Here is a 12,845-nt window from a genome sequence, read left to right as displayed (position 1 = left end):
GCCGCCGGTCGGCACCGACCCGAGTGGATCAGACCTCACGCAGCTCCTCGACCTCGTCGGAGCAGCCGAGCACCTCGCAGATCTCGGCGGTGACGTCCGCCGGCAGCATCCCCTCGTGGGTGCAGAGGTTCAGCAGCTTCTGCGCCGAGATGCCCAGGTTGGCCAGCAGGTCGGCCTCACCCACCGGGTCGGCCTCCGGGTCGACGGCGGGTTGTTCGCTCTCCTCGTCGCCGCTGGTCGCCGGTCGCGGCTCGTCGTCGCCGTCGAGCCCGGTGACCGAGGTCTTCAGGTCACCGACCAGCAACTGACCCAGCCGGGACTCCTCGGCGAACGCGGAATCCGACCCGAAGACCCGCAGGTCCTCGCCCTCGTCGAGACGCAGGATCACCAGATAGGCGTCATCGGCCTCGACGAAGAGCAGCGACACGTCGGCTTCCTGGTCGACATCGCGCAGCCGGTCGGCGACCTCGTCGATGTCAGTGGCGCCCCGCAGGTTGACCTCAGCGGCGGTCCAGCCACTGTCGTCGCGCACCACGGCCGCAGCGAAGTACGACACGGTCCCCCCAATAGCCCTCGGCACAGCGCCGACTCGTTACGCGTGCACGTTAGCCGGTCGGGTCGGCAGGCGACCGGTCAACGCCCCGACAGGCCGGCCAAACCTGACAAAATCGGGATCAGCCGGCAACCCGACGGCGGGTGGCGATGAGCTGGCGTAGACGCTCCGTGCGCAAACGCTGCGGCCGGGTGCGCTGTCGTACCGACCGGGCGCCCGCCAACTCGGCGAGCAACTGGAGGCGACGGCGGTTTCGATCCGGGTCCTGCCGCGGATTGGTCCAGGCCATACCGCCGAGCGTGCCGAGTCTCGGCGGCCACGTCAAGACGGCGTTCGCTACGCAGCCAACCGGGCACGCGACGCAGTCATCCACGCCCGTTACGGGTGTCTGTGCGGCCCACTCACCACAGCGGCCAGTCGCCGGTGCCCGCCCAGCGGACCGCCACCACCGCGGCGGCGATGCTCCAGCCACCGGCGGTGACGATGGCCACGCCGGTGCCCACCCCCCGATCGCCGTGGCGGACCAACACCAGGGCGGTCAGCCAGGCCAGCAGACCGGCGATCAGCGTCCACCACGCGTAGCTGGCCACGTCGGTGCCGAGCAGGCCGAACAGCACCAGCCAACTGGTCGCCGCGCCGCCGCCGATCGCGACACCGCCGCCGGTCACCGGGTGCGGTTCCCGGTAGGTGGGCCTGGTCGGTGGCCCGGCCGGAAAGAGCCCCGAGGGGGTACGCGTCATCGGGGGTGCGGCGAAGCCGGGATCCGGGTCGGGGCCGGGCTGGGCGATGGTCACCGTCGCTGCCCTCCCCTCCGCGCGTCATTCGTGCCCACCGTACCGGTCTGCCAGGATGACCGGATGTCCTCGCCGACGATCCGCCGCGTGCGTTGGGCGTACCCGATTCTGCTGCTGCTCGCCCCGGTGCTGGCCGCCGGCTGCGCGACCACCCGGCCGGGAGTGCCTCCGGAGGGCGCCGGGCCGACGGCACCGTCGGTCTGGGAGACCGGCGAGCAGCCGGCGGCGCCGTCGTCGAGCGGGCCGACCAGCCCGGCGCCGTCGTCGGCCGGGCCGTCGTCGACCGCGCCCCGCGCGGGGCTGCGGCACGTCTTTCCGGTACGCGCCGACGACGTCGCCTATCACCCGACGCACGGGGCGTACCCGGCGACGGACATCTTCGCCGACTGCGGTGAGCCGTTCGTCGCGGTGACCGACGGGACGGTGCTGGAGGTGAGTCGCGTCGACAAGTACCGCAAGCGTGGGCCGCAGGGTCCGGACAACGGCGGCCTTTCGGTGGCCCTGCTCGGTGACGACGGGGTGCGCTACTACGGCTCGCACCTGAGCGTCGTGGCCACGGGCATCGACGCCGGGGTGCGGGTCCGCGCCGGGCAGCAGCTCGGCAAGGTGGGCCGCACCGGCAACGCGAACAACGTCTGTCACGTGCACTTCGGCATCTCACCGCCGTGTCCCGGCAAGGACGGCTGGTGGATCCGGCGCGGCGTGCTGTGGCCGGCGCGCTACCTGGACTCGTGGCGACGCGGCGGCAATCGGGAACCGGCCGCCGAGGTGACCGCGTGGCAGCGCGAACACGGCTGTCCGAAGGCTCCCTGACGAGCCCCGCACCCGCTAGGTTCGGTGGGATGAACGCCCGGGACCCCATCGCCGACCTACGCCGGATCGCGTTCCTGTTGGAGCGGGCGAACGAGGCCACGTACCGGGTGCGGGCGTTTCGGTCGGCGGCGAAGGCGCTCGCCGGCCTGCCGTCGGCCGAGGTTGCCGAGCGGGCCGGCAACGGCACGCTCACCGAGTTGGCCGGGGTGGGCGACGTGACGGCCCGGTGCGTGGCGGAGTCCCTGGCCGGTGAGGAGCCGGTCTATCTGCGCCGGCTGGTGGCGACCGAGGGCAGCGACCTGGATGCCGAGGCCACGGCGCTGCGCGCCGCCCTGCGCGGCGACTGCCACACGCACTCCGACTGGTCCGACGGCGGCTCACCCATCGAGGAGATGGCGCTGGCCGCGGTGGAGTTGGGCCACGAATACCTGGTGTTGACCGACCATTCGCCCCGGCTGAAGGTGGCGCGCGGGTTGACCGCCGACCGGCTGCGTCGTCAGTTGGACCACGTGGCGCAGGTCAACGCGGCCCTGCCGGAGGGTTTCCGGATCCTGACCGGGATCGAGGTGGACATCCTCGCCGACGGCTCGTTGGATCAGGATGACGAGTTGCTCGCCCGGTTGGACGTGGTGGTGGGGTCGGTGCACAGCGGCCTGAACGACGAGCGGGCGAAGATGACCCGGCGGATGCTGACCGCGGTCGCCAACCCGCACCTGGACATTCTCGGTCACTGCACCGGGCGGATGGTGTCGTCCCGACCGGCCGGGGTGACCGGGCCGGGTGATCGGGGGCATCGGGCCCGGACCCGCGGCGAGAGCGACTTCGACGCGGACGCGGTCTTCGCCGCCTGCGCGGAGCATGACACCGCCGTCGAGATCAACTCCCGGCCGGAGCGGCAGGACCCGCCGAAGCGGCTGATCCGCCGCGCCCTGGAGGCCGGCTGCCGATTCGCGATCGACACGGACGCGCACGCGCCCGGTCAGCTCGACTGGCAGCGGTTCGGCTGCGAGCGGGCCGCCCGCTGCGGCGTCCCGGCCGACCGGGTGGTCAACACCTGGTCGGCCGAGCAACTCGTGGAGTGGACGCACAACCGGGCCTGACCAACAGCGCGGTCTCGGGCCGTGATCGACTCGCTTTCCTTGAAATCGGGGTGTCCAAGTACGCCGGACACCCCGATTTCCATGAAGCCGAGTCGATCACGCTCGGGACGGCCGGGCGACGCGCCGCCGGACGCAGGCGGGCTCAGTTGCGGGCGGGCTCAACGGCGGGCGCGGCGGGCGCACCGAGACCGACCACCGGGCGGGGCTTCCGGCGGCCGAGGACACCCTGCGCGACCGCGACACCCAGCAGCACGATGAGCGCGCCGACCGGTTGGTGCCAGTTGAGCCGCTCGTCGAGCACGACGGCGCCGATCAGCACCGCGAAGATCGGGATCAGGTAGGTGACCGTGGACGCGGTGCTCGCGCCCGCCACCCGGATGTTGCGGATGTTGATCACGAAGGCGAGCCCGGTGCCGAGGGCACCGAGAGCCAACACGCTGGCCACCACCTTCGCCGACAGGTCGGTGGGCAGCGGCGGGGCACCCGCCACGAACGGGGTGACGACGGCCAGTTGCCCGGCGGCGAGCAGCAACTGCGCCGTGGAGAGCGACAGGCCGGAGTGTGCGCTGCCGGCGACGAACCGCTTCTGGTACGGGATGGCGACGCCGTAGCAGGCCGCCGCGCCGAAGCACATCAACTGCCCGACGAAGTGCGCGCCGCCGATGCCTTCCCAGACCCCGAGCACCACGAGTACGCCGAGGAAGCCCAACCCGAGCCCGACCGCACGGCGCACGGTCAGCCGCTCGGTGCGAAAGACCAGCACCGCCAGCGGCAGCACGATCAGCGGAGTGGTGGCGTTCCAGATGCCGGCCAGCATCGACTCGACCCGTTGCTCGCCGTAGCCGAAGAGGGTGAACGGCACGGCCACGCCGAACGCGGCGACGACGAACAGGTGTGCCCACACCCGAGGCTCGTGCGGGAGCCGGTCGCGCAGCACCGCGAGGACGACCAACAGGGTCAGCGCGCCCGCGACGACCCGATAGAGGGTGAGCTGGACCGGGTGCAGCTCGGCCACCCCGATCTTGATGAAAAGAAAGCTGGAACCCCAGATGGCGGCGAGTGCGAGGAAGCCCGGCAGCCACGTCCGCAGTGGCGCCTTGTCAGGGGCGATATCGGTGGTCACCCCTGACACTCTGCCGGAAGGGTGTGACAAAGTCGCGGGACTTTCGAACCCCGGATCTGCCGCTTGAACACGCCAAACGCCATCGACAGCGGGGAGGGGTGGTCACGTAGTGTCGCAGCGTGGGACAAATTGATGAACTCGCCAACCGCTACGTAGCCGAGTGGGCGCCGTTGAGCCCCACCGGCGCGACCCATGTCGGCATCGCCGGCCATGACGACCAGCTCGACGACCTCTCCCCCGAGGGTTACCGGGCACGCGCCGACCTGACCCGCCGGACGCTCACCGAGCTTGAGGTCACCGAGCCGGACACCGAGGCGGAGCGCACCGCCAAGGAGGCCATGCAGGAACGACTCGGCCTCGACCTGGCCCGGTACGACGCTGGTGAGGCGACCAGCGAGATCAGCGTCATCACGAGTGGGCTGCACGAGATCCGCATGGTGTTCGACCTGATGCCGACCGCGACGGCCGACGCGCAGGCCAACATCGCCGCCCGGCTCAACGGCCTCGCCGGTGCGCTGGAGGGCTACAAGACCACCCTGCGCGAGGCGCTCTCCGCCGGCCACGTCAGCTCGAAGGTGCAGCTGGTCGAGGTGGCCAAGCAGTGCGACATCTGGACCGACCCGAACGGGGACAACTTCTTCCACGGGCTCGTCGAGCGACTGGGAGCGGACGGCACGCTCGGCGCGGAACTGCGTCGGGGCGCGGCGGCGGCCACTGCGGCGACCGCCGAGTTCGGCCAGTTCCTGCGCGCCGAGTTGGCGCCGCACGGGCGGGACAAGCAGGCCGCCGGCCGTGAACGCTACGAGCTGGCCTCGCAGTACTTCCTCGGCGCGAAGGTCGACCTGGACGAGACGTACGCCTGGGGGTTCGCGGAGTTGGCCCGCCTGGAGGCGGAGATGCGGGTCGTCGCCGGACGTATCGCCGGCTCGGGCGCCACCGTCGCCGAGGCCGTGGCCAAGCTGGACGCCGACCCGGCGCGGACCATCCGGGGCAAGGAGGCGTTCCGCGACTGGATGCAGGCGCTCGCCGACAAGGCGATCACCGAGCTGAACGGGACGCACTTCGACATCCCCGAGCAGGTCCACCGGATCGAGTGCTGCCTCGCCCCGACCAGCGACGGCGCCATCTACTACACCGGGCCGAGCGAGGACTTCTCCCGTCCTGGCCGCATGTGGTGGGCGGTGCCGCAGGGGATCACCGACTTCTCCACCTGGCGGGAGGTGACGACGGTCTACCACGAGGGCGTGCCGGGTCACCACCTCCAGGTGGCGCAGACCGCCGTCCGCGCCGACCTGCTCAACCGTTGGCAGCGGCTGCTCTGCTGGGTCTCCGGTCACGGCGAGGGTTGGGCGCTCTACTCGGAGCGGCTGATGGACGAGCTCGGCTACCTGGAGGACCCGGGCGACAAGCTGGGAATGCTCGACGGCCAGGCGATGCGCGCCGCCCGGGTCATCGTCGACATCGGCATGCACCTGGAGTTGGAGATCCCGAAGGACAATCCGTTCGACTTCCACCCGGGTGAGCGGTGGACGCCCGAGCTGGGCTGGGAGTTCATGCGGGCGCACTGCCGGGTTCCGGACGAGAACCTGCGCTTCGAGCTGAACCGCTACCTGGGCTGGCCGGGGCAGGCGCCGTCGTACAAGGTCGGTGAGCGGATCTGGCTGCAGGCGCGCGAGGACGCGAAGGCCCGCAAGGGCGCTGAGTTCGACCTGCGGGAGTTCCACCGCCAGGCGTTGGACCTGGGCGCGCTGGGCCTCGACCCGCTACGCAAGGCGCTGGCCCGGCTCTGAGCCGGCGACGGTCCCGGGCACCGGCGGTACGTCCGTCGGCGCCCCGGAACCAGCGCGGTCACGCTTCGGTGCGGCGGGAGACGGCGGTCCGTTGTCGACGCAGCGGGGCGCGGCGGCCGGGCCGGGTCGGCGGACGTGCCGCTCAGCCGAGGGTCAGCGCCAACGCCGGCCGGGCGGTGAGCGTGTTGCTCGTGACGAACGCCAGGTCGATGACCGGGTCGGTGAACGAGACCGGGATGGGCAACGTGACCGGGAGACCGTCGGGGAACGGCAGGTCCGGAGTCAGAGTGATCTTGATGCCGGCCAGCTTGCCGACGAATCGGGTGGAGTAGAAGGCCACGTCGCCGCGGACCGTCAGGCGATCGGTCGCGTACCGCTGGGTGCGCCCCCGGGGACCGTCCGCGGTCAGCAGGAAGTCGTCGGTCACGGCCTCCTTCATGCTGAACTTCAGCACCTTCAGGGCGCCCTTCTCGGTCTGCAGGTCGGTGATCCCCTCGAACCGGAGCCCGGTCATGGTGACCTTGGATCCGGTGAGCTTCGACGGCCTCTGGGCCACCCTGGGCAGACCCGGGTCGGCGGCGATGCGCGGCAGCGGCTTGCCCGGCTCCACCTTGTCCGGCTTCTCGGGAGTCGTCGTGCCCGGCTTACCGGGCTGGGCCGGCGACGGGCAGGCCGTGGGCTTGGGCCGGGCCGTCGGTGTGCTGGTCGGCGTGACGGTCGGGCTCGCCGACGGCGTCGGGGTGGCCTTACGGCGTCCACCGGTGAACAGGTCGCCGATCCCGTCCAGGATGTCCGTGATGATGTTGCCGTTCCGCTCGGGGCTCGCGCTCGGGGTCGGCGTCGCGGCGCTGGAACTGGGCGACGGCCTGACCGACTGGGACGGGGTGGGGCAGGCGCTCGCGGCAGGCCGGGTCGGTGCGGCCTGCACCGCTCGGGGCTGGGTTGCCAGGCCGGCGGTGGCGAGACCGAGCACCACCAGCACGATGCCAAAGGCACGCGGATCGGCGGATCGCTTGGGCCACGCGGGCTGAGGGCTCGCGTCGGCCGGATCCATGACCGGCTGCTCAGCGGTCGGCTGCTCAGCGGTCGGCTCCTCCGCGTCGGCCTGGTCGGCTGGGGGTGCCGCCGTGCGGGAGGGCGTCCACGCGAAGGCGAGCGCGCTGCCGACGATGCCGAGCAACAGGCCGACGAAGAAGCCGCCGAGGTTGAGCCCGATCAGTGAGTAGACCGCCGTGACCGCCGCGACGATCGAGTAGAACAGCCGCTGCGCGGGGCTGAGCCAGATCAGCAGGCCGCAGGTCACCAGGATGACCGGGATCAGCAGCGAGAGCAGACCGCTGGCTCCGCTGTGGAAGCTCAGGCCGTTGATGGTCATGCGCGTGGAGGCGAACATCTCCACACCGGCCAGGATGGTGAAGAGGCCGCCCCAGAACGGTCGGCTCCGCTGCCAACGGCGGAAGCTTCGCCACGCCTGGGCCGCACTGCTGGGACGGGCGTGGGACGGGTTGGCGGTTGTCACGTACTCCTCCTGGCGGAGCGGGGACGGGGGTGGCGGCCCGCGATGGCAGACATCGCGGGCCGGCGCTCAGCTCAGAAGCACTCCTTGCCCTTGGCGTCCTCGCCCACGTTGACCTTGAGTCGGAGGCCGACCAGGTTGAAGGTGGCCGCGGTGGTGTACCGGGACACCTGCTGCAGGTTGCGGATGCTGACGTGTTCGGAGTTCTGGCCGAACGAACCCTTCTGCGCCGTCGGGTTCAGGTCGGTGGCGTCGCGGCCGATCTGGATGTTGGAGAAGGTCGCGTTGCCGTTCAGCGAGTCCATCGCGATCATCAGGTTCTTGGCGCGTACGGGCTCCTTGCCCTCACCGGCGTTGATGGTGAGCACCACCGGCAGGCCGGGCAGGTCGGCGCGGACGGACTGGCAGAGGTTGTACAGCTCTGCGCTGCTGATCTCGGAGAGCGCGACCGGGTGCACCTGGCCGTCCTTGCCCTTCTCGCGGACGATCCCGCCGTACTGCTTGAAGCCGTCGCCCTCCAGGCGGTCCGCGCCGATCTTGAACGTCTGCCCGGACACGGTGATGTCGGACGCGATCGCGCCGCTCGACATGCCGAACAGGATGACGCCGACGGCAGCCGTGGCGGGCACCATCATGGCGGCGAACCGACGCCACCGGGTACGACCCTGATTGTCCTGCACCGGTTCCTCCTCGAGTGGATGTGCGCGGGGCCGGTCCCGAACCGGAGGCCGCGCCGGGCCCGTCGCTGTTACCGGCAGGTAACGATCGGGCTTGATGGTGCACCCGTTGCGACGCGGCTCACAACCCCCCGATTACCGGGCGGTAACACGAGGGTGGCCAATCGACAGGAGATCACCACGAAGCGTTGAACTCGCTGGAGGCACATAGGCCAAAAAAAATGACAAATACCGGCACTGATTCTCACGACTACTACCGAGGGCGACTAAACATCGAGGGATTACAATCAGGTAACGGATGTAAAGCGCGCGGGCCAGACCGCCTGCTCAGGTCGTCGCCCCCGACCGAACATCCGAGCGTCCGGTCGATCCCGGCGGCCCCCCGGATGCCCTAGGGTTTCGGCGTGAATCTGAACGACGTACGGCGCGACTGGACCAAGCTGGGCGCCGAGGATCCGCTGTGGGCCGTGCTTGTCCAGCCCGGCAAGCGCGGCGGGCGGTGGGACGTCGACGAGTTCCTCGCCACCGGCCGCGCCGACGTCGAGGAGACGGCCGCTTGGCTGGGGCAACTCGGCCTGCCAACCCGGTGGGAACGGGTGCTGGACTTCGGCTGTGGGGCCGGGCGACTCTCGCAGGGCCTCGCCCCGCACGCCGACGAGGTCGTCGGCGTCGACATCGCTCCATCCATGCTGGAGACCGCCCGGCAACTTGACCGGAGCGCCGGGAACATCCGTTTCGTCCTTAACGACGCACCGGACCTGAGCCAGTTCCCCGACGGCCATTTCGATCTGGTCTACAGCGCGCTGGTGTTGCAGCACCTGCCCCGCCCGGCGATCGACCGGTACCTCGCCGAGTTCCTGCGTGTCCTACGGCCCGGCGGGATCGCCGTCGTGGGCCTGCCGACCGAGCCGGCGCGTACGGCCAAGGGCATGATCTGGAAGGTCGCGCCGTTCCGCCTGATCAGCTGGGCACAGCGTCGGCTGCTCAACTACCCGGCGCCGATGAGCATGACCGCGGTACCGCACGCCGACATGGTGCGGCTGGTGGCGGCACACGGCGGGGAGATCGTCGGGCAGCGACCCGACCTGCCGTACACCGAGGACTGGGTGTGCACCCGGTACGCGGTGCGGCGCGCCTGACCCACCGCCCGGCAGCCTGGCTAACGATCGGGCCGGCCGACCCTCGGGGTCGGCCGGCCCGGTCAGGTCGGCGTGCGGTGGTGTGATGGTGGGTTGGTTACGGCTCGCTGCGCTCCACAGCGTGGCGCCCGCCAGCGGGTGCCGGGGAGTCCTCGTCCGGCTCCGAGGCCCTCTGCGAGGGCAGCTCGGTCGTCGGCTGGTCGCCGGCGTGCACCGGCGCCGCGTCAGGCCCACGGCGACCCGCGCGGATGATGAGGAACAGACCGAGCAGGACCAGAGCGAGGCCGAGGAGACCGAGCACGATCGGCACCACCGTGGTCAGCAGGTTGATCTGACCACGCGCGTCCTCGGCAGCCTTGGCCTGCTGCTTCTGGGTCTCCTCATTGAAGACGAGAGTAGCGTCGATGATCTTGATCTTGTCCGCGCCGGTTTCGTCGCGGAGGGTCTGGAGCTGCTTCTCCTGACCCTTGACGATCACACCGCTGTCCGGCTCCACCCAGAGGGTACGGGTGTTGGCGTAGAAGCGGCCCGCGGTCACCGTGGCCTCCGTCGAACCGATCAGGTTGCCCGGAACGTCGATCTCGCTGATCTTGACCGGCTCGGCCGTCATCTCGAACTTGTAGACGGTCAAACCCTGGAGCTGCTCGGTGCCCAGGTACTTGGCGGGGTACGCCTTCCGAGCGGTGTTGTCGAAGTACTGGTAGGTCTTCTTCTCGGTGCCGAACGGGAAGGTGTAGGTCAGGCCCTCGTGCTTGAAGGGCGCACCGTTGATGTCCTCGGCACAGCAGGCGACCGCCTCTGCGGTTCGCCGATCGAGGGCAACCCGGTCCGTGCTGACCGTGATCTCCTTGCCGGCGTCGTCGATCACCCGGACACCGACGTTGAAGACCGTCCGGTCGGCGTTGCCGTCGTCGACGTCGCCCCGCACGGCGCGGTGGGCGGTCAGGTTGACGCCGCTCCGCTCCGACAGGGTGCTGAAGTCAAGGACTGTCGCGTTCTGGGCTTCTGAAACCGTTACCGAACTCTGGTCAAGGGGCACCTTGACGAGAGCGGGCGCGACGATCAGCGGCGTCGCCACGGCCCCGACGATCAGGAAAGCGCCTGCCGCCACCAAGATGGCACCCGACGTGGATCGCATGTAACTCCTCCCCTTGTAAAGACTCGACTAGTCGGCTGACAGTACATGACGAGGCCGATTTCGGATATGGTCCGAGGCGACCTTCGAGGCGTACCGACTCCGGTGGAACGCAGCCGCGCGGCTGCGACATCAAAATGGATGTTGAGGGAACTGTGAGCCGACCTGTCAAATCGGGCTCGATCAGCGGACAGGCGGGCCTGTCCGCTCCTAATACTGGCCGTTCGGATAGCTGGCTTCCCGCTTTGGAAGGACTCCGCGCCATAGCGGTGATCGGCGTTGTCGTCCACCATGTCGCCTTCCTCAGCGGACTCACAAACTCGTTCGCCCGCCTCGGAGGTGTGCTGGCCAGGCTGGATGTGGGGGTGGCAATCTTCTTCGCGCTGTCCGGCTTCCTCCTCTACCGACCATTCGCGCTCGCCACCATTCACGGGCAGTCCGGACCGTCTGTTCGGAGATACCTCTGGCATCGTGCGCTGCGCATTTTGCCCGGGTACTGGGCAATGGCTGCCGTTGGACTCGTCTGGCTCAACATCGATTACCTCAGGTCAGTCTGGGACTGGGCAATTCCCCTTCTGCTGGCACAGATTTATGAGCCATTGCGACTACCGGTCGGCATGGAGCAGACCTGGAGCCTGGCTACGGAGGCGACTTTCTACCTGGCACTGCCGGTGATAGCGATGCTCGGCCGCCGAATGGGCGGTCGAACTCCGCTGGGCCGAGCCCGACGCCAACTGGCACTCGGCGCCATACTCGTCCTTGCCGGCCTAACCTGGAATGCGTACGCGCACGGTCCCGACTCGCCACTACCGGGACTTGGGGTGCTCTGGCTGCCCGCCTTTCTGGACTGGTTCGGCATCGGCATCATGCTGGCCGTGCTCGCCTCGTGGCCCGCCAGCACGACCTCGTCCCCGTTCCTCGCGGGCCTGGCCGGCAGCGGGTCCGGCCGAGGCGACGACGACCTGTGGTCCGCCACGCCGCGCGGTCTGCGCGTCTTCACGTTCGCCCCGGGAACGTCGTGGCTCATCGCCGGCGCGCTGCTGTGGATCGCCAGCACCCCGATCGCCGGCCCGCGCGGGGTCGAACCCGCCAAGGCGATCGAGTCGATCGTCGAGCACCTGGTGTTCCTGCTCATCGCCTGGTGCGTGATCGCCCCGCTCGTTGGCCCGGGCTCCGGCGGGGTGCCGCGAGCGCTCCTCGGCCATCGGGTGGTCCTGTTTCTCGGCCGGATCTCCTACGGCATCTTCCTGTGGCACCTCCTCGCCCTCGAGGCCTGCTTCCGCCTGCTCGGATTCACCCGGATGGACAGCTCCTTCTGGGTTCTCCTCGCGCTCACGCTGGCCCTCACGATCCCGGTCGCGACGGCCAGCTACTACCTCATCGAGCGGCCGTCGCGGCGATTCCGGCGGGTCGGGCAGCGGCGGCGCGACCGCCCCGGGCCCGAGGTCGTCGAACCCGGCTCCCTGGTCCAGGTGCCGACGCCGGTGCCAGCGCTGCAGGCCGCGTCGTCGGTCCCCGGCGGGCACCCGACCCTCGCGGCGCAACTCGTACCGCCCGCGCACCCGGCGGAAACGCAGCACCAGAGCGGCGATCGCGACGAGGAGCAGCCCGGTCGGAAGCACGACCAGTAGATCCGCCAGCCGTTCCGAGCCGACCCGCGGCAGCCACCACCGCTGGGTCCCGTAGGCCGCGAGCCCCAGGGCGGCCGGCACCCAGATCCAGCCAGGGCTGGGCGTCCGTCGCCGGTGCAGGGCCAGGACCACGGCGGCGCAGCCGAGCCCGATCCAGCCCCCGAGCAGCGCCGGCACACCCACCGCGAGCAGCGGCGCCGTCGGCATCGTCGACGGCACCACCGGGTACGACGGCCGATGGCGACGCGCGGGGATCAGCGCTGCGACGACCAACAGCAGCAGCAGACCCACGCCGACGCGCAGAATGAGGACGTACTGCTCCCCGGGCGTGAAGACCAGGTCGACGCGGCCGGCGGCCCCGGCCGGCACGAACCACGCCTGCTTCCACCCGTCCAGGCGCGTCGGTACGAGCTGGACACCGTCGAGGGTTGCCCGCCAGCCGGGGTTGGCGTTCTCCGGGACGACCAGGTAGCTGCCGCCACCCGCCCCGACCTCGACCGACCGACGCTGGTCGTCCCAGTCGAGGACCGCAACGGCCTGGCGGGGCGACTCGGCGCCCGCTGCCACAGCGGGT

Annotated in this window: 11 protein-coding genes; 5 read left to right on the top strand and 6 right to left on the bottom strand. The window is 70.3% G+C overall.

Annotated elements, in window-relative coordinates; translation table 11 throughout:
- Positions 1 to 28: 28 nt before the first annotated feature.
- Together ABZ780_RS17775 and ABZ780_RS17770 are read right to left on the bottom strand one after the other, a co-directional pair.
- Complete coding sequence (locus ABZ780_RS17775; RefSeq protein ID WP_357009637.1) at positions 29 to 556, bottom strand: tRNA adenosine deaminase-associated protein; 528 nt, start codon at positions 554 to 556, stop codon at positions 29 to 31.
- 398 nt (positions 557 to 954) lie between these two features.
- A complete protein-coding gene (locus ABZ780_RS17770) occupies positions 955 to 1,293 on the bottom strand; it encodes a hypothetical protein (protein WP_357486924.1) in 339 nt (112 codons plus the stop codon).
- A 117-nt stretch (positions 1,294 to 1,410) separates the two neighbouring features.
- Between ABZ780_RS17770 and ABZ780_RS17765 the strand changes: the two genes are divergently transcribed.
- Together ABZ780_RS17765 and ABZ780_RS17760 are read left to right on the top strand one after the other, a co-directional pair.
- The gene (locus ABZ780_RS17765) at positions 1,411 to 2,160 is read left to right on the top strand and encodes a M23 family metallopeptidase (RefSeq protein WP_357486667.1); all 750 of its coding nucleotides are present in this window, start codon (positions 1,411 to 1,413) and stop codon (positions 2,158 to 2,160) included.
- Positions 2,161 to 2,189: 29 nt separating this feature from the next.
- Entirely contained in the window at positions 2,190 to 3,260 is a 1,071-nt protein-coding gene (locus tag ABZ780_RS17760) for a PHP domain-containing protein (protein ID WP_357009631.1), read from the top strand.
- A 142-nt stretch (positions 3,261 to 3,402) separates the two neighbouring features.
- On the opposite strand, the gene ABZ780_RS17755 is transcribed toward ABZ780_RS17760, so the two are convergent.
- Positions 3,403 to 4,383, bottom strand: coding sequence for a DMT family transporter (locus tag ABZ780_RS17755; protein ID WP_357009628.1), 981 nt, complete (start codon positions 4,381 to 4,383; stop codon positions 3,403 to 3,405).
- Positions 4,384 to 4,502: 119 nt separating this feature from the next.
- Between ABZ780_RS17755 and ABZ780_RS17750 the strand changes: the two genes are divergently transcribed.
- The gene (locus ABZ780_RS17750; RefSeq protein ID WP_357009625.1) at positions 4,503 to 6,173 is read left to right on the top strand and encodes a DUF885 domain-containing protein; all 1,671 of its coding nucleotides are present in this window, start codon (positions 4,503 to 4,505) and stop codon (positions 6,171 to 6,173) included.
- Positions 6,174 to 6,315: 142 nt separating this feature from the next.
- Here ABZ780_RS17750 and ABZ780_RS17745 read toward each other — a convergent pair whose 3' ends face one another.
- Together ABZ780_RS17745 and ABZ780_RS17740 are read right to left on the bottom strand one after the other, a co-directional pair.
- On the bottom strand, positions 6,316 to 7,692 hold the full coding sequence (locus ABZ780_RS17745; protein ID WP_357009623.1) for a DUF6114 domain-containing protein: 1,377 nt from the start codon (positions 7,690 to 7,692) through the stop codon (positions 6,316 to 6,318).
- A 71-nt stretch (positions 7,693 to 7,763) separates the two neighbouring features.
- Complete coding sequence (locus tag ABZ780_RS17740; RefSeq protein WP_357010700.1) at positions 7,764 to 8,324, bottom strand: DUF6230 family protein; 561 nt, start codon at positions 8,322 to 8,324, stop codon at positions 7,764 to 7,766.
- Between the two features lie 446 nt (positions 8,325 to 8,770).
- Between ABZ780_RS17740 and ABZ780_RS17735 the strand changes: the two genes are divergently transcribed.
- The gene (locus ABZ780_RS17735; protein WP_357009621.1) at positions 8,771 to 9,505 is read left to right on the top strand and encodes a class I SAM-dependent methyltransferase; all 735 of its coding nucleotides are present in this window, start codon (positions 8,771 to 8,773) and stop codon (positions 9,503 to 9,505) included.
- A 97-nt stretch (positions 9,506 to 9,602) separates the two neighbouring features.
- On the opposite strand, the gene ABZ780_RS17730 is transcribed toward ABZ780_RS17735, so the two are convergent.
- The gene (locus ABZ780_RS17730) at positions 9,603 to 10,643 is read right to left on the bottom strand and encodes a DUF3068 domain-containing protein (protein WP_357009619.1); all 1,041 of its coding nucleotides are present in this window, start codon (positions 10,641 to 10,643) and stop codon (positions 9,603 to 9,605) included.
- A 134-nt stretch (positions 10,644 to 10,777) separates the two neighbouring features.
- On the opposite strand from ABZ780_RS17730, the gene ABZ780_RS17725 reads away from it, so the two are divergent.
- Complete coding sequence (locus ABZ780_RS17725; protein WP_357010698.1) at positions 10,778 to 12,271, top strand: acyltransferase; 1,494 nt, start codon at positions 10,778 to 10,780, stop codon at positions 12,269 to 12,271.
- The last annotated feature ends 574 nt before the right edge of the window (positions 12,272 to 12,845 follow it).

The sequence above is a fragment of the Micromonospora sp. NPDC047467 genome (assembly GCF_040643095.1).
Lineage (GTDB): Bacteria > Actinomycetota > Actinomycetes > Mycobacteriales > Micromonosporaceae > Micromonospora.
Note: the sequence above shows the minus strand (reverse complement) of the source record. Positions and strands in the feature narration are given on the sequence as shown.